General features: G+C 67.4%; 23 protein-coding genes. 15 read left to right on the plus strand and 8 right to left on the minus strand.

Going from position 1 to position 22,669, the window contains the following annotated elements:
* Window positions 1-110: 110 nt before the first annotated feature.
* The 3 genes from lpdA to BLR51_RS19030 all read left to right on the plus strand — a co-directional run bounded on the left by lpdA (window position 111) and on the right by BLR51_RS19030 (window position 4,580).
* Window positions 111-1,505: a dihydrolipoyl dehydrogenase gene (gene lpdA / locus BLR51_RS19020; protein WP_089849939.1), complete on the plus strand. Its 1,395-nt coding sequence runs from the start codon at window positions 111-113 to the stop codon at window positions 1,503-1,505.
* 458 nt (window positions 1,506-1,963) lie between these two features.
* A complete protein-coding gene (locus BLR51_RS19025; protein WP_089849942.1) occupies window positions 1,964-3,262 on the plus strand; it encodes a DEAD/DEAH box helicase in 1,299 nt (432 codons plus the stop codon).
* 79 nt (window positions 3,263-3,341) lie between these two features.
* On the plus strand, window positions 3,342-4,580 hold the full coding sequence (locus BLR51_RS19030) for an Hsp70 family protein (protein WP_089849945.1): 1,239 nt from the start codon (window positions 3,342-3,344) through the stop codon (window positions 4,578-4,580).
* On the opposite strand, the gene BLR51_RS19035 is transcribed toward BLR51_RS19030, so the two are convergent.
* The gene (locus BLR51_RS19035; protein WP_089849947.1) at window positions 4,577-5,383 is read right to left on the minus strand and encodes a VOC family protein; all 807 of its coding nucleotides are present in this window, start codon (window positions 5,381-5,383) and stop codon (window positions 4,577-4,579) included. The genes BLR51_RS19030 and BLR51_RS19035 overlap by 4 nt on opposite strands.
* Window positions 5,384-5,506: 123 nt before the next feature.
* Here BLR51_RS19035 and BLR51_RS19040 point away from each other — a divergent pair, with 123 nt between their 5' ends.
* Window positions 5,507-6,397: a LysR family transcriptional regulator gene (locus BLR51_RS19040; protein WP_089849949.1), complete on the plus strand. Its 891-nt coding sequence runs from the start codon at window positions 5,507-5,509 to the stop codon at window positions 6,395-6,397.
* Between the two features lie 3 nt (window positions 6,398-6,400).
* Here BLR51_RS19040 and BLR51_RS19045 read toward each other — a convergent pair whose 3' ends face one another.
* Genes BLR51_RS19045 through BLR51_RS19055 form a run of 3 tightly spaced genes read right to left on the minus strand, consistent with a single transcriptional unit; the run spans window position 6,401 to window position 7,881 of the window.
* A complete protein-coding gene (locus tag BLR51_RS19045) occupies window positions 6,401-6,985 on the minus strand; it encodes an HD domain-containing protein (RefSeq protein WP_230796847.1) in 585 nt (194 codons plus the stop codon).
* On the minus strand, window positions 6,982-7,212 hold the full coding sequence (locus BLR51_RS19050; protein ID WP_089849951.1) for a hypothetical protein: 231 nt from the start codon (window positions 7,210-7,212) through the stop codon (window positions 6,982-6,984). Before BLR51_RS19050 ends, BLR51_RS19045 begins: the two co-directional genes overlap by 4 nt.
* A 15-nt stretch (window positions 7,213-7,227) precedes the next feature.
* Window positions 7,228-7,881 carry an alpha/beta hydrolase gene (locus BLR51_RS19055; RefSeq protein ID WP_089849953.1) on the minus strand — a complete coding sequence of 218 codons (654 nt, stop codon included), beginning with the start codon at window positions 7,879-7,881 and terminating at the stop codon, window positions 7,228-7,230.
* 164 nt (window positions 7,882-8,045) lie between these two features.
* Between BLR51_RS19055 and iscR the strand changes: the two genes are divergently transcribed.
* The 10 genes from iscR to BLR51_RS19105 all read left to right on the plus strand — a co-directional run bounded on the left by iscR (window position 8,046) and on the right by BLR51_RS19105 (window position 16,519).
* Window positions 8,046-8,507 (plus strand): Fe-S cluster assembly transcriptional regulator IscR, encoded by a 462-nt coding sequence (iscR, locus tag BLR51_RS19060; protein ID WP_089849955.1) that lies wholly within the window; start codon window positions 8,046-8,048, stop codon window positions 8,505-8,507.
* Window positions 8,508-8,676: 169 nt separating this feature from the next.
* Window positions 8,677-9,720, plus strand: a complete 1,044-nt coding sequence (locus BLR51_RS19065) for a cysteine desulfurase family protein (protein ID WP_089849956.1) — start codon at window positions 8,677-8,679, stop codon at window positions 9,718-9,720.
* Between the two features lie 49 nt (window positions 9,721-9,769).
* A complete protein-coding gene (gene sufB / locus BLR51_RS19070) occupies window positions 9,770-11,290 on the plus strand; it encodes a Fe-S cluster assembly protein SufB (RefSeq protein WP_089849958.1) in 1,521 nt (506 codons plus the stop codon).
* 13 nt (window positions 11,291-11,303) lie between these two features.
* Window positions 11,304-11,498 (plus strand): hypothetical protein, encoded by a 195-nt coding sequence (locus BLR51_RS19075; protein WP_230796844.1) that lies wholly within the window; start codon window positions 11,304-11,306, stop codon window positions 11,496-11,498.
* Between the two features lie 84 nt (window positions 11,499-11,582).
* On the plus strand, window positions 11,583-12,182 hold the full coding sequence (locus BLR51_RS19080; protein WP_230796843.1) for a hypothetical protein: 600 nt from the start codon (window positions 11,583-11,585) through the stop codon (window positions 12,180-12,182).
* Window positions 12,183-12,201: 19 nt separating this feature from the next.
* Entirely contained in the window at window positions 12,202-12,954 is a 753-nt protein-coding gene (sufC, locus tag BLR51_RS19085) for a Fe-S cluster assembly ATPase SufC (protein ID WP_089849963.1), read from the plus strand.
* 2 nt (window positions 12,955-12,956) lie between these two features.
* Entirely contained in the window at window positions 12,957-14,234 is a 1,278-nt protein-coding gene (locus tag BLR51_RS19090) for a SufB/SufD family protein (RefSeq protein ID WP_089849965.1), read from the plus strand.
* Window positions 14,234-14,722 (plus strand): YIP1 family protein, encoded by a 489-nt coding sequence (locus BLR51_RS19095; protein WP_089850009.1) that lies wholly within the window; start codon window positions 14,234-14,236, stop codon window positions 14,720-14,722. The genes BLR51_RS19090 and BLR51_RS19095 overlap by 1 nt, the downstream gene beginning before the upstream one ends.
* Window positions 14,719-15,306: a YIP1 family protein gene (locus BLR51_RS19100; RefSeq protein ID WP_110506217.1), complete on the plus strand. Its 588-nt coding sequence runs from the start codon at window positions 14,719-14,721 to the stop codon at window positions 15,304-15,306. Before BLR51_RS19095 ends, BLR51_RS19100 begins: the two co-directional genes overlap by 4 nt.
* Window positions 15,299-16,519 carry a cysteine desulfurase gene (locus BLR51_RS19105; protein WP_089849967.1) on the plus strand — a complete coding sequence of 407 codons (1,221 nt, stop codon included), beginning with the start codon at window positions 15,299-15,301 and terminating at the stop codon, window positions 16,517-16,519. Before BLR51_RS19100 ends, BLR51_RS19105 begins: the two co-directional genes overlap by 8 nt.
* A gap of 79 nt (window positions 16,520-16,598) precedes the next feature.
* Here BLR51_RS19105 and BLR51_RS19110 read toward each other — a convergent pair whose 3' ends face one another.
* From BLR51_RS19110 to BLR51_RS19125, 4 genes are all read right to left on the minus strand, one after another.
* A complete protein-coding gene (locus BLR51_RS19110) occupies window positions 16,599-18,086 on the minus strand; it encodes a replicative DNA helicase (protein ID WP_089849970.1) in 1,488 nt (495 codons plus the stop codon).
* 193 nt (window positions 18,087-18,279) lie between these two features.
* A complete protein-coding gene (locus tag BLR51_RS19115) occupies window positions 18,280-18,963 on the minus strand; it encodes an orotate phosphoribosyltransferase (protein ID WP_089849972.1) in 684 nt (227 codons plus the stop codon).
* A 172-nt stretch (window positions 18,964-19,135) separates the two neighbouring features.
* Window positions 19,136-20,170, minus strand: coding sequence for a dihydroorotase (gene pyrC / locus BLR51_RS19120; protein WP_089849973.1), 1,035 nt, complete (start codon window positions 20,168-20,170; stop codon window positions 19,136-19,138).
* 144 nt (window positions 20,171-20,314) lie between these two features.
* Window positions 20,315-21,511, minus strand: coding sequence for a cytochrome b/b6 domain-containing protein (locus tag BLR51_RS19125; protein WP_089849975.1), 1,197 nt, complete (start codon window positions 21,509-21,511; stop codon window positions 20,315-20,317).
* Window positions 21,512-21,671: 160 nt separating this feature from the next.
* On the opposite strand from BLR51_RS19125, the gene fabD reads away from it, so the two are divergent.
* Window positions 21,672-22,613 carry an ACP S-malonyltransferase gene (fabD, locus tag BLR51_RS19130; RefSeq protein ID WP_089849977.1) on the plus strand — a complete coding sequence of 314 codons (942 nt, stop codon included), beginning with the start codon at window positions 21,672-21,674 and terminating at the stop codon, window positions 22,611-22,613.
* Window positions 22,614-22,669: the final 56 nt, after the last annotated feature.

Below are 22,669 nucleotides of genomic sequence, written 5' to 3' on the forward strand. Positions count from 1 at the left end.
TGCGTGGCCGGGTCTTTTTCCCTCCGCCGCCCCGCGCCCTGCCGCAACGCGTTGAAGCCGCGCGGAGGATGGTTTAACGTCAAACCACTTTGACACGGCGGGAGAGAGCCATGGCTTCGCAAGACTTCGACATGATCGTGATCGGCGCCGGACCCGGCGGCTACGTGGCCGCCATCCGTGGCGCCCAGCTTGGCCTCAAGGTGGCCTGCGTGGAACGCGAGCATATGGGCGGCATCTGCCTCAACTGGGGCTGCATTCCCACCAAGGCGATGCTGCGCTCCTCGGAAATCTACCATTACATGGCGCGGGCCAAGGAATACGGCCTGACCGCCGAAAAGATCGGCTATGATCTTGATGCCGTGGTCAAACGCTCGCGCGGCGTGGCCAAGCAGCTCAATTCCGGCGTCACGCATCTGCTGAAGAAGAACAAGGTCACCGCCTTCATGGGCGAAGCCTCGATCCCGGCCAAGGGCAAGGTCACGGTCAAGACCGACAAGGGCACCGAGGAGCTTTCGGCGAAATCCATCGTCATCGCCACCGGCGCCCGCGCCCGCGAACTGCCGGGGCTGGAGGCGGATGGCGATCTGGTCTGGACCTACAAGCACGCCCTGACCCCCAAGCGCATGCCGAAAAAGCTGCTGGTCATCGGCTCGGGCGCCATCGGCATCGAATTCGCCAGCTTCTACAACACGCTCGGCACCGACACGACCGTGGTCGAGGTGATGGACCGCATCCTGCCGGTGGAAGACGAGGAAATCTCGAAATTCGCCAAGAAGCAGTTCGAAAAGCAGGGCATGACCATCCGCGAAAAGACCATGGTCAAGAAGCTGGACCGGGGGCAGGGCAAGGTCACCGCCCATATCGAACAGAACGGCAAGACCACGACCGAGGAGTTCGACACGGTGATCTCCGCCGTGGGCATCGTCGGCAATACCGAAGGTCTGGGGCTCGAAAAGCTCGGCGTGAAGGTCGAAAAGACCCATGTGGTGGTCGACCGCCACTGCCGCACCGGGGTCGAAGGCATCTATGCCATCGGCGACATCGCGGGCGCGCCGTGGCTTGCGCACAAGGCCAGCCATGAAGGCGTGATGGTGGCCGAACTGATCGCGGGCGGCCATCCGCATGCGGTGGAGCCGTCCAGCATCGCGGGCTGCACCTATTGCCACCCGCAGATCGCCTCCGTGGGCCTGACCGAAGCCAAGGCCAAGGAACAGGGCTATCAGATCAAGGTCGGGCGCTTCCCCTTCATCGGCAATGGCAAGGCCATCGCGCTGGGGGAATCCGAAGGCATGGTGAAAACCATCTTCGACGCCAAGACCGGCGAGCTGCTGGGCGCGCATATGATCGGCGCCGAAGTCACCGAGCTTATCCAGGGCTATGTGGTGGGCCGCCAGCTGGAAACCACCGAAGAGGATCTGATGAACACCGTCTTCCCGCATCCCACGCTCAGCGAGATGATGCACGAATCGGTGCTCGACGCCTACGGCCGCGCCATCCACTTCTGATCCTGCGGGACGGCGGCGCACCGGGCGCCGCCGTCCCCCCTCCTGCCGCTGCGCCTTGCGCTTCCAGCGGCCCCAAATATCCCGGGGGGTCCGCGTCAGCGGACGGGGGCAGCGCCCCCTGCCTCCTCTCCGCCCCCGCGTCCCGCTTGCTGCGCCGCGCCACCCCCTCCGCCGCGCTGCGGCGCCATTCTCCTTGACATTGTGCCGCCCATGCCCCACTTGAACGGGGTGCGCCGCGCTGCCGCGTGAGCAAGCCATGCCCCGAGGGGCATAGCGGCGCCCAGACATCTCCGGTTCCCATTCACGCAGGGGTTCGCAGGCAAGGCCAGTCACGCGGGAAACGCCCGTCTGATCCGAGGTCCTGCCACACCTCGTGCGCCACGGCTGGCTTCGTGCCCGCGTGTCCATGACCTCCGCCGGTGCGGGCCGCAGGGTCTTGCCGGTTCAAAGGAACACTCTTGTCCGAATTTCAGTCTCTTGGCCTCGCGGCCTCCCTGATCGAGGCGCTGAACCGCGCCGCCCTGACCGAACCCACCCCCATCCAGAGCCAGGCGATCCCGCTGGCGCTTGCGGGCCATGACGTGCTGGGTCTGGCCCAGACCGGCACTGGCAAGACCTTTGCCTTCGGCCTGCCGCTGATCCATCACCTGCTTTCGGCCCAAGGCAAGCCCGCGCCGAAATCCGCCCGCGCGCTGATCCTTGCCCCCACCCGCGAACTGGTGAACCAGATCGCCGACAGCCTGCGCGTGCTGACGACGGGCGGCCATCTGCGCGTCGCGACCGTGGTGGGCGGCCAGTCCATCAACCGCCAGATCGGCGTGCTGTCGAAGGGCACCGACATCCTTGTCGCCACCCCGGGCCGTCTCATCGACCTGATGGAGCGCGAGGCGGTGCTGCTGGGCAGCGTCACCCATCTGGTGCTGGACGAGGCCGACCAGATGCTGGATCTCGGCTTCATCCATGCGCTGCGCAAGATCGCGCCGCGCCTTGGCACGCCGCGCCAGACCATGCTGTTTTCGGCCACCATGCCCAAGCAGATGGAAGAACTGAGCCGCGCCTATCTCAAGGATCCGAAGCGGGTGCAGGTCGCGCCTCCGGGCAAGGCCGCCGACAAGGTCACCCAGTCGGTGCATTTTGTCGACAAGAACGACAAGCCCACCAAGCTGCGCGAAATCCTGTCGCGCGACCGTGACGCGCTGACGCTGGTCTTTGCCCGCACCAAACATGGCGCGGAACGGCTGATGAAGGGCCTCAAGGCCGACGGGTTCAACGCCGCCTCCATCCACGGCAACAAGAGCCAGGGCCAGCGCGACCGCGCCATCAAGGCCTTCCGCGATGGCGAGATCACCGTGCTGGTGGCCACCGACGTGGCGGCGCGCGGCATCGACATTCCGGGCGTGGCCTATGTGGTCAATTTCGACCTGCCCGAGGTGCCCGACAACTATGTCCACCGCATCGGCCGCACCGCGCGCGCCGGGCGCGAGGGCGAGGCGATCGCCTTCTGCTGCGCCGAAGAAGTTGATCTGCTGCGCCAGATCCAGAAGCTGATGAAGATCGACATCCCCGTGGCCAGCGGCGTGATGCCGAAGGCCGTGGCCCCCAGCAGCCCCTCGCGCGGGCCGCGCGGCGGTCAGGGCCATGGCCGGGGCGGTCAGGGGCAGGGGGCAGGCCGGCGCGGTGGCGCCAAGGCGCCTGCGGCCTTCACCGGCGAAAAGTCCGGCGGCGCGCGTCGCCGGCGGGGCCGTTCGGCAGCCTGAGGCGGCGGACGGGACAAGGCTCTTGCGGCGGGCGCCCCTTCGGGTGTAGCCACGCGCCTCGCCGCCAGAGGATCCCGTCATGACCCCCCGCACGCTTGCCATCGACTTTGGCACTTCGAACTCCGCCGCGGCCATCGTGGCGGAGGGCAGGCCCCGGCGCCTGATGATCGAACCGGGCGCGGACACGCTGCCCACCGCCGTGTTCTTTCCCGAGGACCGTTCTGCCATGCGCATCGGTGCCGCCGCAGCGGAGGCGCTGATCGCGGGCGAGGACGGGCGCTACATGCGGGCGCTGAAATCGGTGCTGGGCACCGCGCTGTTCCATGAAAGCCGGATGATCGGTGGCAGGCGCCGCAGCCTCGCCGAGATCGTCACCGAATTTCTGGCCGAAATGAAGGCCCGCGCCGAAGCCGATGCCGGGGGCCGGTTCGATGCGGTTCTGTCGGGCCGTCCGGTGCATTTCCACACCAAGGACGAGGCGCGCGACGCGCAGGCAGAGGCCGATCTGCGCGCCTGTTATCACGCCGCAGGCTTTGCCGAGGTGGATTTCCTGTTCGAACCCGAAGCCGCCGCGCGGGCCAGCCATGGCGGCGCAGAGGGGCTGGGGCTGATCGTCGACATCGGCGGTGGCACCTCCGATTTTTCGGTCTTTCGCAGCACGCCCTCGGGGGCGGAAATTCTGGCCAGCCACGGCATCCGGCTGGGCGGCACCGATTTTGACCATGCCGTGTCGATGACCCATGCCATGCCGCTGCTGGGTCTGGGCAGCGAGCTGCGCCGCGAGTTTGGCGAGGGGCTGCTGCCCCTGCCCAACGCGCTGTTTGTCGAACTGTCGACATGGGCCACGATCCCGTTCCTGTATACCCGCGACACCGAACGCAGCATCGCCGAGATGCTGCGCCTTGCGGTGGAGCCGGAAAAGCTGCGCCGTCTGGCCAGCGTCATCAGGGAACATCTGGGCCATGACCTTGCCTTCGCGGTGGAGCGGGGCAAGATCGACGCCAATGGCGGGCAGGCGGCGCAGATCGCCATGGGGCTGATCGAACCGGGCCTAGCCGCCCCCATCACCCCCGGCACGCTGAACGCCGCGCTGGTGCAGATGCGCGAGCCGCTGCGCATGGCGATGTATCACACGCTGATGATGGCGCAGGTCTCGCCTGCGCAGATCTCCTCGGTCGTGCTGGTCGGCGGCTCCAGCCTGATGGCGCTGGTGGCGGAGGAGGCGGGCACGGTCTGTCCCGGCGCCACGCAGCACCGGGCAGAGGCGTTTACGGCGGTGGTCGACGGGCTGGCGCTGGCGGCGGCGGCGCGCGGCTAGGGCTGGGCGGCCAGCCTGTACCGGATGCCCCACGGATCGGCCAGATCGGTGCCGATCCGGGCGCGCAGCGCCTCGGGCGCCTCCGCCCCAAGGCGCAGTTCGATTTCGGCAATCCCTGTCGCCTTGGGGTCGCGCGGCCCGGCGCCCCAGCTGTTCCAGATATTGGTCGCCAGATGGTGGTGATAGCCGCCAGAGCCGAAGAACAGCGCGCCGCGATAGGTGCAGGTCAGATCAAATCCCAGATCCTCGGTATAGAACTGCCGCGCCGCCTCCAGCGCGCCGGTCTGCAGATGCACATGGCCGATCACGCTGCCCTCGGGCGCACCACGCCACGGCGCCTGCGCACGCGCCGCCAGCGCCTGCAGATCCAGCGGCTGCGTGTCCATCGCAATCTCCGTCCCCTGCCAGCGCCAGCTGGCGCGGGGGCGGTCCGCATAGACCTCGATGCCATTGCCTTCGGGATCGGCGAGATACATCGCCTCGCTCACCAGATGGTCAGAAGCGCCCTGCCAGTGGATGCCGCGTTCCGCCACATGCCGCAGCCATGCCGCCAGATCGTGCCGCGTGGGCAGCAGAAAGGCGATGTGAAACAGCCCCGCTTCCCGGCGGGAGGCGCGGCGGGCGGCGGGATCGGCGCGCAACGCGATCAGCACCCGGTCGCCCACGCCCAGACTGACATGGCTGGCATCGCCCGCCATGGGGTGCAGCCCCAGAACCTCCTGATAAAACGTGCTCATGGCGGCAAGGTCGCGCACGGTCAGCGTCACGCGACCGATTTCGATGGGGGCGTCGCTGCTGGGCATGGCCGGTCTCCCTGTGGCTGTGGCGGATCCGCTCCGTCTCTGGAGATATGGCGCTTGTGATTTGCCAATGAAATGGCGACTGTCGGGAATGACTTTCGCCATTTCGTTCCGAATGAGGCGCGCATGGATCTTGTGACCGGGCTCAAGGCCTTTGTCGCCACGGCGCAGACCGGATCCTTCACCGCGGCTGCCGAACGGCTGGGCGTGTCGAACCGGCTCACCTCGAAATATGTGGCGGAGCTTGAGGCGCGTCTGGGGGTGCGGCTGCTGCAGCGCACCACGCGGCGCGTCGGGCTGACCCCCGCCGGAGAACAGATGCTGGCCCGCGCGCCCGCGCTGCTGGACGATCTGGAGGAGCTTCTGGGTGCGGTCAGCGAGGAAAGCCGCGGCTTTTCCGGCATGCTGCGGATCGCGGCGCCGGTGACGCTGGGAGAGGCGCATCTGGCCGGGCTGCTGCACCGCTTTGCCGCGCCGCATCCGGGCCTGACCATTGACCTGCAGCTGACCGATGCCTTTGTCGACCTTGCCTCGGACGGGATCGACCTTGCCTTCCGGGTGGGGGCACCACCCGCCACGGCGCTGGTGGCGCACCGGCTGGGCCATATCCGCAGCCGGGTGGTGGCGGCCCCTGCCTATCTGGCGCGGCAGGGCGTGCCCGAGCGGCTGGAGGATCTGGACCGGCACACGCTCCTACTGGACAGCAACCGCCGGGGCGGGCCGCGCTGGCAGTTCCAGCGCCACGGCCAGCCGGTCGACTGGCCGGTGACCAGCGCCTTTCACGTCAACAGCGCGCGGGTGGCGCGCGATCTGGCGGTGGCGGGGGCGGGGCTGACGCAGGTGCCGGATTTCGTGCTGGACGAGGCCATCGCCACCGGCCAGCTTGTGCCGGTGCTGACCGAGTTCGAGGGGCCGGGCCATGTGCTGTCGGCGGTCTGGCTGGAAGGCGCGCGGCTGCCGCGCAAGCTGCGCGCGCTGATCGATTTTGCCGAGGCCGATCTGCGGCAGCGGCTTTAGGCGTCAGCCCGCAAGCCGGGCGAGAAAACCGCGCACCTTGGGCGCCAGCCAGTCCCAGAGCACCGGCGCGCCATGGCTGATGCGGGGGGCGATCTTGGCCTCGAACACCGGCCATGTCACCGCGTAATCCACCCAGGATCCGCCCTCTGTGGCAAGGTTCATGTTGGGGGGCTGAAAGCGGTCCAGCGATTTGGCAAAGCGCGCATCGACGGTCTCGTTCGCCTCGAACTCGTCCCAGAGCGCGCGCAGGCTGGCAGCCTGATCGGCGGGCAGCAGGCCGAACAGCCGGGTGGCCGCCGCATCTTCGGCATCGGCGGTGGCGGCGGCATCGACATGGCCGAAGACCGGCACGTCGCCCGCGTCGATCTCCACCAGATCATGCAGCAGCAGCATCCGGATCACCCGGTCGATCTGCACGCCCTCGGGCGCGTGTTCGCCCAGCACCAGCGCAAACAGCGCCAGATGCCACGAATGTTCGGCGGAGTTTTCGAACCGCGCGCCATCGGCGGTACGGGTGGCGCGGGTGACCGCCGAAAGCCGCCCCGCCTCCATCAGAAAGGCCATCTGCGCGTCGATCCGCTGGGTCACAGCCCCGCCTCCCGTTCCATCTGGGTCACCCGCTCCATCAGGAAGGCGCGGGCGCGCTGTTCGGCCATGCGCACGCGGATCGAGGTCAGGAACGCCTCTTCCAGCGTGGTGGAGGAGGCGCCGATGATCGCCGCCACCTCCATGAAGAAGCGGTCATCGCCGCTGGCCTGCATGATCTTGAACGTATCCTCGGCCAGCTTGTCGGCCAGATCCTCGGCAAGTGACATGAGACCCTCCGGCGGTCAGCGGGTGCTTTCGGTCAGGCGCCGTTTGACATAGCCGGTCACCGTGTCGATCATCGGCTTCATGTGCGGATCCTTGAAGAAGTGATCCGAGCCTTCGATCTGCTCGTGGGTGATGGTGATGCCGCGCTGTTCCTTCAGCTTGTTGACCAGCGACACGGTGTCGGCGGGCGGGGCCACTCGGTCACTGGTGCCGTTGATGATCAGCCCCGAAGACGGGCAGGGCGCAAGGAAGGAAAAGTCATACATGTTGGCAGGCGGGCTGACCGAGACGAAGCCGGTGATTTCCGGCCGCCGCATCAGCAGCTGCATGCCGATCCACGCACCGAACGAGAACCCCGCCACCCAGCAATGCTTGGAGTTGTTGTTCATCGACTGCAGGTAATCAAGCGCAGAGGCGGCATCCGACAGCTCGCCGATGCCCTGATCGTATTCGCCCTGACTGCGTCCGACGCCGCGGAAATTGAACCGCAACACGGTGAAGCCCATGTTGTAGAACGCATAGTGCAGGTTATAGACGACCTTGTTGTTCATCGTGCCGCCGAACTGCGGATGCGGATGCAGCACGATGGCGATGGGGGCGTCATTGTCCTTTTGCGGATGGTAGCGGCCTTCAAGGCGACCTTCGGGTCCGGGAAAAATGACCTCGGGCATGGGATGAAAGGGCTCCTGACAGGGTGCGTGATATTCTTGACGAATTCTCTTGGGCACCTTAGAACGGTTCTAAGTCCCGCTCTGACGCGGAACGGGCTCGATTGCAGATAGGCAATCGGCCGCACAAGGTCAATCGGTTGGCGCGGCGGCGCAGGAGGTAAGGCATGAAGCTGAGCACCAAGGGACGCTATGCGATGGTGGCGCTGGTGGACATCGCGCTGCAGCCGCCGGGGGATCTGGTGACGCTGGGCGACATCGCGCGGCGGCAGGACATCTCGCTGCCCTATCTGGAGCAGCTTTTTGTGAAGCTGCGCCGCGCCGGGCTGGTGGAGTCGGTGCGTGGCCCGGGCGGTGGCTACCGGCTGGCACGCGCCACCTCGGAGATCCGGGTGGTGGACGTGCTGGCGGCGGTCGACGAGACGGTGGACGCGATGCACAAGGGGGCGGGCGCCTCGGGCGGCGCCTCGGGGAGCCGGGCACAGTCGCTGTCGAACCGGCTCTGGCAGTCGCTGTCGGCGCATGTCTATGTCTGGCTGCATCAGACCCGGCTGTCGGACATCGTGCAGAACACGCTGGCCCCCTGTCCGGCGGTGCCGTCGCTTTTCGCCGTGGTGGACGAGTCGTGAGGCGCGGGGCCGCAGGGGCGGGGGGGCTGCCGCATTTTAAGGGGGGGGTGCTGCCGCTTCGTGAAGAGGGGGCTCTGCCGCATTTTAAGGGGGGGGCTCTGCCCCCGGCCGCGCTCGCGCGCGACCTCCCCCGGGATATTTATGGCCGCTGGAAGCTGCGGGGCGGGGCATGAGCCGGGTCTATCTGGACTGGAATGCCACGGCGCCGCTGCGGCCCGAGGCGCGGGCGGCGATGATCGCGGCGCTGGACGTGACGGGCAACCCGTCTTCGGTGCATGGCGAGGGCCGCGCGGCCAAGTCGCTGGTCGAACGGGCGCGGGCGCAGGTTGCCTCGGCGCTGGGGGCGGACGGGGCGGATGTGGTCTTTGTCTCGGGTGCGACCGAGGCGGCGGCGCTGGCCTGTGCCGGACGCGGCCTGCAGGCGGGCGATATCGAGCATGACGCGGTGGCGGCATGGGTGGCGGGCGATCTGCCGGTGGACGGGCAGGGGCGCGTGACGGTGGCCGATCCCGCGCGCACGGCGCTGCAGCTTGCCAATTCCGAGACGGGCGTGGTGCAGGATCTGCCCGGCGGGCTGGCCGTGGTTGATGCGACGCAGGGCTTTGGCAAAATCCCCTTCGCCTTTGGCTGGTCGGGGGCGGAGATGGTGCTGGTATCGGCGCACAAGCTGGGCGGGCCCAAGGGCGTGGGGGCGCTGGTGCTGCGGCGCGGCACCGATCTGGCGGCGCAGATGCGTGGCGGCGGGCAGGAGCAGGGGCGCCGCGCGGGCACCGAGAACCTGCCCGGCATCGCCGGGTTCGGCGCTGCGGCGGAGGCGGCGGCCCGGGATCTGGCGGAGGGAGTCTGGGCTCCGGTCGAGAAATTTAGAAACATTCTAGAGAATGTGATTGCGGACGGCGCGACAGGCACTATTTTTGTCGGGAAAGATGCGCCGCGCCTGCCCAACACGTCCTGTTTTGCCAGCCCCGGCTGGAAGGGCGAGACGCAGGTGATGCAGATGGATCTGGCGGGGTTCGCCATTTCGGCGGGATCGGCCTGTTCCAGTGGCAAGGTCCGCGCCTCCCGCGTGCTGCGGGCGATGGGATACGGGGACGAGGTGGCGGGATCGGCGATCCGCGTCAGCCTTGGGCCCGACACGACGGAAGAGGATGTGCTGCGCTTCGCCGAGGCGTGGCTGCGACAGTTCAGGAAACGCCCCGCGCCTCGCGCGTGAGGACAGGCCGGCCGCTTTGGGCGGTCTGCGACGACAGGAGACAAGGCTCATGGCAGCTTTTGACAATGTCACCGTCAAGGACGGTGTCGAACAGGAAACGGTGGACGCGGTCGAGAAGATTTCGACCTATAAATACGGCTGGAACACCGACATCGAGATGGAATACGCCCCGAAAGGGCTGTCGCCGGACATCGTGCGGCTGATCTCGGAAAAGAACGGCGAGCCGGAATGGATGACCGAGTGGCGGCTGGCGGCGTTCGAGCGCTGGACCAAGATGACGGAGCCCGACTGGGCGATGGTCAGCTATCCCAAGATCGACTTTCAGGACCAGTATTACTATGCACGGCCAAAAAGCATGGCCGAGAAGCCCAAATCGCTGGACGAGGTCGATCCCAAGCTGCTGGCGACCTATGAAAAGCTGGGGATTCCGCTGAAAGAGCAGATGATCCTTGCCGGGGTCGAAGGCGCCGAGTCCGCCCCCGCCGAAGGCCGCAAGGTCGCGGTGGATGCGGTGTTCGACAGCGTCAGCGTCGGCACCACCTTCCAGAAAGAGCTGAAGAAGGCGGGCGTCATCTTCTGTTCGATTTCGGAGGCGATCCGCGAGCACCCCGAGCTGGTGAAGAAATACCTCGGATCCGTGGTGCCGGTGTCGGACAACTATTACGCCACGCTCAACAGCGCGGTGTTTTCCGATGGCTCCTTCGTCTATGTGCCGCCGGGGGTGCGCTGCCCGATGGAGCTGTCCACCTATTTCCGCATCAATGCGGAGAATACCGGGCAGTTCGAACGCACGCTGATCATTGCCGACAAGGGCAGCTATGTCAGCTATCTGGAAGGCTGCACCGCCCCCAAGCGCGACACCGCGCAGCTGCATGCGGCGGTGGTGGAGATCGTCATCGAGGAAGACGCGGAGGTGAAATATTCCACCGTGCAGAACTGGTTCCCCGGCGACGAGGAAGGCCGTGGCGGCATCTACAACTTCGTGACCAAGCGCGCCGACTGCCGGGGCGACCGGGCCAAGGTGATGTGGACGCAGGTGGAGACCGGGTCGGCGGTGACGTGGAAATACCCCTCTTGCATCCTGCGCGGCAATGAAAGCCAGGGCGAGTTCTATTCCATCGCCATCACCAACAACCGCCAGCAGGCCGATACCGGCACCAAGATGATCCATCTGGGCCGCGACACGCGCTCGCGCATCGTGTCCAAGGGCATTTCGGCGGGGGTGGCGCAGAACACCTATCGCGGTCTGGTGTCGATGCATCCCAAGGCGAAGAATTCGCGCAACTACACCCAGTGCGACAGCCTGCTGATCGGCGACAAATGCGGGGCGCATACGGTGCCTTACATCGAGGTGAAGAACAATTCGAGCCGGGTGGAGCACGAGGCCACCACGTCGAAGGTCGATGACGACCAGCTGTTCTACTGCCGCAGCCGCGGCATGGACGAGGAAGAGGCGGTGGCGCTGGTCGTCAACGGCTTCTGCCGCGAGGTGCTGCAGGCCCTGCCCATGGAGTTTGCCATGGAAGCGCAGGCGCTGGTGGCGATCAGCCTTGAAGGCTCGGTAGGCTGAGGGCAGGCGCGTGATGCAGGAGCTTGTGCAGCAATCTGCCGGCGTGGGTCTGGGCGTGTTCCTTGGCCTGCTTCTCGGGCTTGGCCTGCGCAAGCGGCAGGGCCGCAGCGGCGGGCTGCTGGGGGGATCGGTGATCCTGACCGCCAGCGCCGCCGGAGGGGTCGCGCTGATCGTGACAATGGCGCTTTATGCCGTGACGGCGGGCTAGGGCGCGGGCCCCGGGAAAGGTGTTGAGGATGGCCAGCATGAGCTTGCAGGGAACGCGCAGGATCAGCGCCATGGCGGTGATCCGGTGAGTGGCGACGCCCTGCCGCGCCCGCAGCTGACCCTGCCCGAGGCGGAGGCGGCGCTGCTGCGCGATGTCTATGCGCGCGCGCGGGTGATCCTTGAATACGGATCGGGTGGCTCGACGGTGCTGGCCTCGGAGATGCGCGGCAAGACGGTCTTTTCCGTGGAGTCGGACATGGACTGGGCGCAGATGATGCGCCGCTGGTTCACCGAGCACCCGCCCGCCACCGGCACCGAGGTAGATGTGATCTGGTCCGATATCGGGCCGACCAAGGAATGGGGCCATCCGGTCGATGACAGCGCATGGCGCAGCTTTCCGGACTATCCGCTGCAGGTCTGGTCGCTGCCGGAATTCCGCCAGCCCGATGTGGTGCTGGTGGATGGCCGCTTCCGCGAGGGCTGCGCGCTGGCCACGGCCTTTCTGACCGAGGCGCCGCTGGTGCTGCTGTTCGACGATTACGGCCAGCGCCCGCAATATCACCGGGTCGAGGAGTATCTCGGCCCACCGCAGATGACCGGGCGCATGGCCCGGTTCGAGATCGTCCCCCAGCCCTTCCCGGTGAAGCGGCTCTTGGGGATCATGAAGCTGATGGTGCGGCCCTGACCGCACGAAGGAGAAAAACATGCTGGAAATCAAGAACCTTCAGGTGAAGCTGGAAGAAGAGGACAAGCAGATCCTCAAGGGTGTCGACCTGACCGTCGAGGCGGGCAAGGTGCATGCCATCATGGGGCCGAACGGGTCGGGCAAATCCACCCTGTCCTATGTGCTGTCCGGCAAGGACGGCTACACGGTGACCGACGGCAGTGCCACGCTGGACGGCGTCGACCTGCTGGAGATGGAGCCCGAGGACCGCGCGGCAGCCGGGCTGTTTCTGGCCTTCCAGTATCCGGTGGAAATTCCCGGCGTGGGCAACATGACCTTCCTGCGCACGGCGGTGAACGCACAGCGCAAGGCGCGCGGGCAGGAGGAAATGTCCTCCACCGAGTTCCTGAAGGTGGTGCGCGAAAAGGCCGCCAGCCTGAAGATCGACGCCGAGATGCTGAAGCGTCCCGTGAACGTGGGATTTTCCGGCGGCGAGAAGAAGCGCAACGAAATCCTGCAGATGGCCATGCTGGAGCCGAAGATGTGCATTCTGGACGAGACCGATTCCGGGCTCGACGTGGATGCGATGCGGCTGGTGGCTGACGGCGTGAACGCGCTGCGCGACGAGGGCCGGGGCTTTCTGGTCATCACCCATTACCAGCGCCTGCTGGACCACATCAAACCCGACGTGGTGCACATCATGTCCAATGGCCGCATCGTGAAGACGGGCGGGCCGGAACTGGCACTGGAAGTCGAACAGAACGGCTATGCCGATCTGGTGGAGGAGGCGTGACCATGGCGCTGCCGCAAGCGAAACAGACCGCGACAGAGGCGCGGCTGGCCGCGCTCAGCCTGCCCGAAGGCGGCTGGTCCGGCCCCGCCCGCGCCGAAGCGCTGGACCGGGTGCGGGCCATGGGCCTGCCCGGGGCGCGCGACGAATACTGGAAATACACCCGCCCCGACACGCTGGTGGCCGCAGAGGCGCCCGTTGCAAAGGTGGTCGCCGATGACGAGGTGCCGCTGTTCGACGGCACCGACCGGCTGTCCATCGTGTTCGTGGACGGGGTGTTTGATGCCGAAGCCTCGGACGATCTGACGCTGGAGGGGCTGACCATCGACCGGCTCGCCGATGCGCCCGACATCCACTGGGCCAAGGATCTGTATGGCCGTCTGGAAACCCATGGCCAGACCCCGGTGCAGCGGCCGCTGGCCGCGCTCAACACCGCCTTTGCCAGCGACGGGCTGCTGATCCGCGTCACCGGCAAGGTGGCAAAGCCGGTCAACCTGATCTACCGCCATGCCGACGAGCGGTCCGACGTGATCCTGCACCATGTGGTGAAGGTCGAAGAAGGCGGCGATGTCACGCTGCTGGAAAACGGCCCCGCCGCCGCGCGCCTGAACAAGGTGATGGAAGTCGACGTGGCCGATGGCGCGGGCTTTCACCATGTGCGGGTGCAGGGGCGCGAGCATGACCGCCGCGCGGCCACGCATATCTTTGCCCGGCTGGGCACGGAAAGCACCTTCAAGACCTTTACGCTGACCATGAACGGCGTGCTGACCCGCAATGACTGCGTGGTGGAACTGACCGGCGATGACGCGGTGGCGCATATCGCGGGCGCCTGTCTGGGCGATGGCGATTTCCACCATGACGACACGGTGTTCATCACCCATGACGCGGTGAACTGCGAAAGCCGTCAGGTGTTCAAGAAGGTGCTGCGCAACGGCGGCGTCGGCGTGTTTCAGGGCAAGATCCTCGTGAAGCCCGGCGCGCAGAAAACCGACGGCTACCAGATCAGCCAGTCGCTGCTTCTGGATGGCGACAGCCAGTTTCTGGCCAAGCCCGAGCTGGAGATCTATGCCGATGACGTGGCCTGTTCGCATGGCTCCACCTCTGGCGCCATCGACGAGGACGGTCTGTTCTATCTGCGGGCCCGGGGTCTGCCGCGCGGCATCGCCGAGGATCTGCTGACCATCGCCTTCATCGCCGAGGCGGTGATGGAGATCGAGAACGAAGATCTTCAGGCCGAGATCAACGCCCGCGTCGAGGCGTGGCTGGGTCGGCGTCGCGGCTGATGTCGCTGTCGCGCGAGATCGTCGCGACCTATCGGGGGCCCGGTGCCGTCATGCGCCGCCTGCTGGCGCAGGGCCCCCGCGAGGATCGCGCGCTGATGTTCATCATGGCCGCCTGCGCGCTGTTCTTCGTGGCGCAGCTGCCCGCGCAGGCGCGGCAGGCGCATCTGGACGGCGTCGATCCGAACCCGCTGATGGGGGGCGCCCTGCTGGGCTGGCTGGTGCTGGCGCCGCTGCTGTTCTACGGGCTTGCCGCGCTCAGCCATCTGGTCGCGCGGGTCTTTGGCGGGCGTGGCACCGGTTATGGCGCGCGGCTTGCGCTGTTCTGGAGCCTTCTGGCCGCCTCGCCGCTGCTGCTGCTCAACGGGCTGGTGGCGGGATTCATGGGGCCGGGGCCGCAGCTGATGCTGGTCGGGCTGCTCTGGTTCGTCATCTTTCTGTGGTTCTGGCTGCGCAGCCTGACCGTGGCCGAACGCGAGGGTCAGGCATGACCATATCCGGATTTCTGCGCCTTGCCGCGCAGACGCTGACGGCGCCACAGGAGGTGGCGCGGCTGCTTCTGGCGCTGAACCTGCCGCGCGAGGTGCTGCTGACCGGCTTTGCGCTGGTGGTGGTGCTGAACGCGCTGCTGGTGGGCGGGATGCAGGCCATGGGCGGCACCGCCGGCGCCATGCCGCTGGGGTTTGGCCCGGGGGTGATGGCGGCGCTGCTGGCGATGATGCTGGCCGCCACCATCTTCTTCATGACTTGGGCGGGCCGGGTGGTCGGCGGCACCGGGCGGATGCAGGATGTGGCCGTGCTGCTGATCTGGCTGCAGGCGCTGCGTGCGCTGGCGCAGCTGGGGGTGGCGCTGGTGGCGGGGCTGTCGGGGGCGCTGGCGGCGGTTCTGGTCATGGCGGCGCTGGTGGCCGGGCTGTGGATCGTGGTCAATTTCCTTGACGTGGCGCATGGGCTGAACAGCCCGCTCAAGGCAATTCTGGTGCTGGTGCTGGCCACGGTCGGCCTGATGCTGGCGCTGACGCTTCTTCTTCCCCTGCTGGGGATCACGCCGGACAGGATGGCTGGTTATGTATGACGTGATGAAAATCCGCGAAGACTTCCCGATCCTGTCCCGGCAGGTGAACGGCAGGCCGCTGGTCTATCTCGACAATGGCGCCTCGGCCCAGAAGCCGAAGGTGGTGATCGATGCCGTGACCCGCGCCTATTCCGAAGAATATTCCAACGTGCATCGCGGGCTGCATTACCTCAGCAACCTTGCCACCGACAAATACGAATCCGTGCGCGGCACCGTCGCCCGCTTTCTGGGCGCCCGCGACGAGGAGGAGGTGGTGTTCACCACCGGCTCCACCATGGGCATCAACCTTGTCGCCTATGGCTGGGCCATGCCGCGGCTGCAGGCGGGCGATGAAATCGTGCTGTCGGTGATGGAACATCACGCCAATATCGTGCCGTGGCATTTCCTGCGCGAACGGCTGGGCGTGGTGCTGAAATGGGTCGATGTGGATGCGGTCGGCGCGCTTGATCCGCAGAAGGTGATCGATGCCATCACCCCCCGCACCAAGCTGGTGGCGATCACGCATCTGTCCAACGTGCTGGGCACGGTGGTGGACGTGAAGACGATCAGCGCCGCCGCCCGCGCGCAGGGCGTGCCGGTGCTGGTGGACGGCTCGCAGGGCGCGGTTCACATGCCGGTCAATGTCGAGGATCTGGGCTGCGATTTCTATGCGGTGACCGGGCACAAGCTTTACGGTCCTTCCGGCTCTGGCGCGATCTGGATCCGCCGCGCCCGCATGGATGAGATGATCCCCTTCATGGGGGGCGGCGACATGATCCGCGAGGTCCACAAGGACCAGATCACCTATGCCGACCCGCCGATGAAATTCGAGGCGGGCACGCCCGGCATCGTGTCGCAGATCGGTCTGGGCGTGGCGCTGGATTACCTGATGGATCTGGGCATGGAGAATGTCGCGGCGCATGAGGCCAAGATCGCCGCCTATGCGCGCGACCGGCTCGACGGGCTCAACTGGTTGAACGTGCAGGGCAAGGCCCCGGGCAAGGCCGCGATCTTTTCCTTCACGCTGGACGGCGCGGCCCATGCGCATGACATCTCCACCATCCTCGACAAAAAAGGCGTGGCGGTGCGCGCGGGCCATCACTGCGCGGGGCCGCTGATGGACCATCTGGGCCTCACGGCCACCTGCCGCGCCTCCTTTGGGCTCTACAACACCGAAGCCGAGGTCGACGCGCTGGTGGAGGCGCTGGATCTCGCGCACGAGCTTTTCGGCTGACCCGCCGCCGCGTGCCGCCCTTGGGCGGCGCTCCCGCAGGGGAGGCATAAAAAAGGCCCCGTCCTGCGGGGCCTTTTCTTCAGAAATTGTCGCCTTCGCCGTTCTGCCAAGGCCGCACGAGGTTGCCGAAGCGGGTGAACCGGCCCTCGAAGGACAGATCCACCGACCCGATCGGCCCGTGCCGCTGCTTGCCGATGATGACTTCGGCCTTGCCATGCAGGCGCTCCATGCGCTCCTGCCATGCCGCCATTTCGTCCAGCCGGTCATCGGAAGGCTTTTCGCGTTCGACGTAATATTCCTCGCGGAACACGAACATCACCACGTCGGCATCCTGTTCGATGGAGCCCGATTCGCGCAGATCCGACAGCTGCGGGCGCTTGTCCTCGCGGCTTTCCACCTGACGGCTCAGCTGCGACAGCGCCACCACCGGCACGTTCAGTTCCTTGGCGATGGCCTTGAGCCCCATGGAGATCTCGGCGATCTCGTTGACCCGGTTCTCGGCGGTGCCGCGCACCAGCTGCAGGTAGTCGACCATCAGCACGTCCAGCCCATGCGTCCGCTTCAGCCGCCGCGCGCGGGCGGCAAGCTGCGCGATGGGAATCGCGGGCGTGTCGTCGATAAAGAGCGGACAGGCTTCAAGGCTTTTTGCGGCATCGACGAAGCGGCGGAATTCGGCCTCGGTCATGTCGCCACGGCGGATCTGTTCCGACGGCACCTCCGCCGCTTCCGACAGGATCCGCGCCGCCAGCTGTTCCGCCGACATTTCCAGCGAGAAGAAGCCCACCACGCCGCCATCCACCGTGCCTTCGCTGCCATCGGGGCGCAGCCCGCGCTTGTAGGCCTTGGCGACGTTGAAGGCGATGTTGGTGGCCAGCGACGTCTTGCCCATCGACGGGCGCCCGGCAAGGATCAGCAGGTCCGACGGGTGCAGCCCGCCCAGCTTCTTGTCCAGATCGACCAGCCCGGTGGACACGCCCGCCAGCCCGCCTTCGCGCTGATAGGCGGCATTGGCCATGTTCACCGCATCGGTGACGGCGCGCAGGAAGGACTGGAAGCCGCCCTCGCTCTGGCCCTGTTCGGCCAGCTTGTAGAGCGCCTGTTCGGCCTCCACGATCTGCTCGCGCGGCTCTGACCGCACGTCGACCCGCGCCGCCTTGGCGGAAATGTCGCGGCCCAGCCGGATCAGGTCGCGACGCACCGCCAGATCATAGATCATCTGCGCGTAATCGCGCACCGCAAAGGACGACACCGCCGCCCCCGCCAGCCGCGCCAGATAGGCGGGGCCGCCCAGTTCCTTCAGCCCCTCGTCCTCCTCCATGAAGGCCTTGAGCGTGACCGGAGAGGCGAGGTTGTTCTTGGAAATCCGCGCCGCCGCGATCTCGAAGATGCGGGCATGCACGGGATCGTAGAAATGCTGCGCGCCAAGGATGGCCGCAACCCGGTCATAGACGTCATTGTTGGTCAGGATCGCGCCAAGCAGCTGCTGCTCGGCCTCGATCGAATGCGGCATGGTTTCGGCCTGTTCGATCTCCACGCCCGTCGGATTGAAGATGCTTGCGTCGTTCATGTGCTCTGCCTCTTGTCCGGATGGCCCCATCCCCGTCCCTACGCCAGATGGCGGTGGTCCACCAAGGGGAACAAGTGCGGGGATAGGGCCGGGAAAACCCTGTGGATAAATCTACGCGCCACAGATAGGGTAGCACAGTCCTGTGCTCCCCCCAAATCTTGACATCTGCCGCGAGTCGCGCCGCCCTGCCGCCTCAGGCGGACTGGCCGTTTTCCGCCTGCCATTTGCGCGGATCGGTCAGGAACGCCTCCACCGCCGTCAGCGTCTCGGCGCTGAAGGTGCCGCGCGACTTGGCCTCGGCCAGCACGTCATGCCAGGTGCAGAGATAATGCAGCGCCACGCCGTGATCGCCGAGCGTCTTTTCGGTTTCGGAGAAGATGCCGTAATAGAAGATCACCGCCGTATGGCCGCAGGTGGCGCCGGTCTCGCGGATCGCGTCGACGAAGGACAGCTTGCTGCCGCCATCGGTGGTCAGATCCTCGACCAGCAGCACCCGGCTGCCTTCGGTCATCACGCCTTCGATGCGGGCGTTGCGGCCATAGCCCTTGGGCTTCTTGCGCACATAGGTCATGGGCAGGCCCATGCGCTCGGCGACCAGCGCCGCAAAGGGAATGCCCGCCGTCTCGCCGCCCGCGACATTGTCGAAGGCCTCGAAGCCCGCGTCGCGCATCACCTTGGCGGTCAGGAAATCCATCAGCGTCGAGCGGATGCGCGGAAAGGAGATCAGCCTGCGGCAGTCGATATAGACCGGCGAGGGTAGGCCGGAGGCCAGCTTGAACGGCTCCTCCCCCATGAAATGCACCGCGCCGATGTCCCACAACATGCGGGCAGTCAGCCGGGCCATGTCTTCGGATGAAGGATGCGAGGTGGGGATCATCGGGCTACTCCTGTTTCGGACCGCGCCCGACTTAGCCCGAATGTGCGCGCCGGAGAAGGCCGGATTGCCGCCTGTGGCTTCTTCTTGGGAAAAATATCCCGGGGGGAGGCCGCGCCCCGCGCGGACGGGGGGCAGAGCCCCCCGCCGACTTTGTCACCGGCGCCGCGCCGGATCAGAGCACCCGCCAGTGCAGCGGGAAACCGGGATCGAAGACGGTGACCGGCCCTGCGCCGGTCTCGATCCGGGCGGGGTAGCTGACCGGCTCGCCGCGCTGCAGCACCACGCGCGCCTCGTTGGCGGGCAGGCCATAGAAGGCCGGACCGTTCAGCGAGGTGAAGGCCTCGAGCCGGTCCAGCGCGCCGTCCTGCTCGAACACCTCCGCCAGAACTGACAGCGTGTTGGTGGCGGTGAAACAGCCCGCGCAGCCGCAGCCGCTTTCCTTGGCGGCGTCCACATGCGGGGCGCTGTCGGTGCCAAGGAAAAAGCAGCCCTCGCCCGAGGTGGCGGCGGCGCGCAGCGCAAGCCGGTGTTCCTCGCGCTTGGCGACGGGCAGGCAGTAATAATGCGGCCGGATGCCGCCCACGAGGATGTGGTTGCGGTTGAGCACCAGATGATGCGTGGTGATGGTGGCGCCCAGATCTGCCCCGCCCGAGCGGGCATAGTCCACGCCCTGTCTGGTGGTGATATGTTCCATCACCACCCGCAGCCCCGGCGTGGCGCGGCGGATCGGGTCAAGCACGCGGTCGATGAACACCGCCTCGCGGTCGAAGATGTCGATCTCCGCATCCACCACCTCGCCATGCACGCAGAGCGGCATGCCGATTTCGGCCATGCGCTCCAGCACCGGGCGCACCTTGTCGAAATCGCGCACGCCGGAGGCGGAATTGGTGGTGGCGCCCGCCGGATAGAGCTTGGCCGCCGTCACGATGCCTTCGGCATGGGCGCGGGCCAGATCGTCGGGATCGGTGGCCTCGGTCAGGTAGAGCGTCATCAGCGGGGTGAAATCGCTGCCCTCGGGCAGGGCGGCGCGGATGCGGTCGCGATAGGCGGCCGCCTCGGCGCCGGTGACCACGGGGGGCACCAGATTGGGCATGATGATGGCGCGCGCGAAATGGCGGGCGGATTCGGGGGCCATGGCGGCCAGCATTGCGCCATCGCGCAGATGCAGGTGCCAGTCGTCGGGGCGGCGAAGCGTGATCTTTGTCATGACGTCTGCGTTACCACGCGCCGCAGGGCCGATCCAGAGGCTTGCGCGGACCCGGGCGGGGCGCGGGCGGAGACGGGGGCAGGGGGCGCTGCCCCCCTCCGCCTGCGGCGGAGTCCCCCGGGATATTTGGGGCCGAAGGAAACGCTAGGGCCGGGGCGCGCGGGTGGCGCTGAGCGCCACGTCCACCGCCACCTCGAACCCCAGCTGGTCCCCGTCGGACATGGTCTCGCCGATGCCGAAGCTGCGGCGGTCGATCACCGTGCTGCCCAGCATCACCGCCTTGTCCCCGTCGAGGCGCAGGGTGAAGGGCAGGTCCAGCGGCTGTTCGACCCCGCGCAGGCTCAGGGTGCCGCGGGCAAGGTAATCTTCGGCGCGGCGCAGCAGAGTTGCCGTGAAGGTGGCGGTGGGAAAGCTGTCGGCGGCGAAAAAATCCGCGCCCATGGCCTGCTGGCTGACCGAGCCCAGCGTCAGCGAGGGGATGGCGATCACCACCGTGACCTCGCCCGCCGGGCCTTCGCTGTCGCGCGGCTCGAAGGTGATGGCGGCGGTCCAGCTGGAAAACTCGCCCTCGATCTCGCGGCCCATCTGGCGCAGGCGCAGCGCCAGCGCGCCTTCGGTCACCTGCCAGTCGGAGGGGGCGGCGGCGAGCGCCGGGACGGGATCGGGCCGGTCGGTGCTGTAAAGCCCGGCTGCCGCACCGCCGCCCAGCACCACCCCCCAGAGCGCCAGCGCCAGCGCTATGGCGGCAAGGCCGCGATGGGGGGCGGGCTGGCCTGCGGGCGTACCGCGCCACATGCGGGCCAGCGTGGCGTCGCGGTCGATGACCGCGTGTTTGACAGCACCCGCCACATGCAGCCCCAGCACCGCCGCGAGCAGCCATTGCGACAGCAGATGCACCGTGGCCGCGCCATGGGCCAGCGCGTCGGATTTCGGCACGAAGGGCAGATCCTGCCCGAAGGGCCAGAGGATGGGGGCAAAGCCGGTGGTGGCGGCATGGGCGATCCAGCCCGACAGCGGCACGAGGATCAGGGCGGCATAAAGCGCCCAGTGCACGGTTTCGGCCAGCAGCGTCTCGATCCGGCGTCCGGGATGCAGCGGCGCGGGCCGGGGCTGGCTGAGCGCCCAGAGCACCCGCAGCAGCGCCACGAGGATCAGCGCCACGCCCAGCGTCTTGTGGATGGAGAACAGCTGCGCCTTGAGCGCAAGCTCCGCCTCGGTCTGCCATGGCGCCAGATGCGCGGCCCAGCCCAGCGGGAACATCACGAGGATGCCGGTGGCGGTGATCCAGTGCAGGCTGCGGGCGATGGTGCCGTAGCGGCGGGGGGAATTGGTCAGGGTCATGGCGGAGTCCTTGGCTGGCGCGGGGCACAGATCGGGGCAAACCGGGCTGCGGGCAATCTCCGTCAGCGCACAGCAGCGGTGCGCGGGCGTTGCGCGGGGGGCTGGGGGCTTGTATGCAGCGCCCCCAAGAGCCCGGAGCGGCAGTTGAGGAGAGAGACACATGGCGCGAGCCTTCATTTTCCCCGGTCAGGGGGCGCAGACCATCGGCATGGGCCGGGCGCTGGCCGAGGCCTATCCCGCCGCGCAGGCGGTGTTTGACGAGGTGGACGCGGCGCTGGGGGAGAACCTGTCCGGGCTGATCTGGGAGGGCGACATCGAGACGCTGACGCTGACGCAGAACGCCCAGCCCGCGCTGATGGCGACCTCGATGGCGGCGATGCGCGCGCTGGAAAGCGAAGGCGTGACCATCGCGGCGGCATCCTTTGTGGCCGGGCATTCGCTGGGCGAATATTCCGCCCTGACCGCAGCGGGCGCGCTGGCGCTGGCCGACAGCGCGCGGCTGCTGCGGCTGCGCGGGCAGGCGATGCAGGCGGCGGTGCCGGTGGGCGTGGGCGCCATGGCGGCGCTGCTGGGGCTTGATCTCGCCACGGCGCGCGAGGTGGCGGCAGAAGCGGCGCAGGGCGAGATCTGCGAGGCCGCCAATGACAACGATCCGGCGCAGGTGGTGATTTCCGGCCACAAGGCGGCGGTGGAGCGGGCGCTGGACATCGCAAAGGCGCGCGGCGCCAAGCGCGCGCTGCTGCTGCCGGTCAGCGCGCCTTTCCATTGTGCGCTGATGGCGCCCGCCGCCGAGGCCATGGCGGCGGCGCTGGCGGAGGTGACGATCAGCACACCCGAGGTGCCGCTGGTGGCCAATGTGCTGGCGGCCCCCGTCAGCACGCCCGAGCAGATCCGCGAGCTGCTGGTGCAGCAGGTCACCGGATCGGTGCGCTGGCGCGAGTCGGTGGAGGTGATGGCCGCCGAGGGCGTGGCCGAGTTCTGGGAGATCGGTGCGGGCAAGGCGCTGTCGGGCATGGTCAAGCGCATCCGCCGCGACAGCGTGCAGCGCAGCATCGGCACGCCCGACGAGGTGCGCGCCGCAGCAGCAGCGCTTGCCGGCTGATCCGGCGCGGGCGGGCGGGCAAGGTTGCCCCGCTGCCTGCGCGATGCCATATGCGG

The organism is Salipiger marinus (genome assembly GCF_900100085.1).
GTDB lineage: Bacteria > Pseudomonadota > Alphaproteobacteria > Rhodobacterales > Rhodobacteraceae > Salipiger > Salipiger marinus.

Excerpts from the sequence above, each read along its gene's own strand:
- lpdA (WP_089849939.1), top strand. The coding sequence starts at position 111 with ATGGCTTCGCAAGACTTCGACATGATCGTGATCGGCGCCGGACCCGGC.
- BLR51_RS19030 (WP_089849945.1), top strand. The coding sequence starts at position 3,342 with ATGACCCCCCGCACGCTTGCCATCGACTTTGGCACTTCGAACTCCGCC.
- BLR51_RS19035 (WP_089849947.1), bottom strand. The coding sequence starts at position 5,383 with ATGCCCAGCAGCGACGCCCCCATCGAAATCGGTCGCGTGACGCTGACC.
- BLR51_RS19040 (WP_089849949.1), top strand. The coding sequence starts at position 5,507 with ATGGATCTTGTGACCGGGCTCAAGGCCTTTGTCGCCACGGCGCAGACC.
- BLR51_RS19050 (WP_089849951.1), bottom strand. The coding sequence starts at position 7,212 with ATGTCACTTGCCGAGGATCTGGCCGACAAGCTGGCCGAGGATACGTTC.
- BLR51_RS19055 (WP_089849953.1), bottom strand. The coding sequence starts at position 7,881 with ATGCCCGAGGTCATTTTTCCCGGACCCGAAGGTCGCCTTGAAGGCCGC.
- iscR (WP_089849955.1), top strand. The coding sequence starts at position 8,046 with ATGAAGCTGAGCACCAAGGGACGCTATGCGATGGTGGCGCTGGTGGAC.
- BLR51_RS19065 (WP_089849956.1), top strand. The coding sequence starts at position 8,677 with ATGAGCCGGGTCTATCTGGACTGGAATGCCACGGCGCCGCTGCGGCCC.
- sufB (WP_089849958.1), top strand. The coding sequence starts at position 9,770 with ATGGCAGCTTTTGACAATGTCACCGTCAAGGACGGTGTCGAACAGGAA.
- BLR51_RS19075 (WP_230796844.1), top strand. The coding sequence starts at position 11,304 with ATGCAGGAGCTTGTGCAGCAATCTGCCGGCGTGGGTCTGGGCGTGTTC.
- sufC (WP_089849963.1), top strand. The coding sequence starts at position 12,202 with ATGCTGGAAATCAAGAACCTTCAGGTGAAGCTGGAAGAAGAGGACAAG.
- BLR51_RS19090 (WP_089849965.1), top strand. The coding sequence starts at position 12,957 with ATGGCGCTGCCGCAAGCGAAACAGACCGCGACAGAGGCGCGGCTGGCC.
- BLR51_RS19095 (WP_089850009.1), top strand. The coding sequence starts at position 14,234 with ATGTCGCTGTCGCGCGAGATCGTCGCGACCTATCGGGGGCCCGGTGCC.
- BLR51_RS19100 (WP_110506217.1), top strand. The coding sequence starts at position 14,719 with ATGACCATATCCGGATTTCTGCGCCTTGCCGCGCAGACGCTGACGGCG.
- BLR51_RS19105 (WP_089849967.1), top strand. The coding sequence starts at position 15,299 with ATGTATGACGTGATGAAAATCCGCGAAGACTTCCCGATCCTGTCCCGG.
- BLR51_RS19110 (WP_089849970.1), bottom strand. The coding sequence starts at position 18,086 with ATGAACGACGCAAGCATCTTCAATCCGACGGGCGTGGAGATCGAACAG.
- BLR51_RS19115 (WP_089849972.1), bottom strand. The coding sequence starts at position 18,963 with ATGATCCCCACCTCGCATCCTTCATCCGAAGACATGGCCCGGCTGACT.
- pyrC (WP_089849973.1), bottom strand. The coding sequence starts at position 20,170 with ATGACAAAGATCACGCTTCGCCGCCCCGACGACTGGCACCTGCATCTG.
- BLR51_RS19125 (WP_089849975.1), bottom strand. The coding sequence starts at position 21,511 with ATGACCCTGACCAATTCCCCCCGCCGCTACGGCACCATCGCCCGCAGC.
- fabD (WP_089849977.1), top strand. The coding sequence starts at position 21,672 with ATGGCGCGAGCCTTCATTTTCCCCGGTCAGGGGGCGCAGACCATCGGC.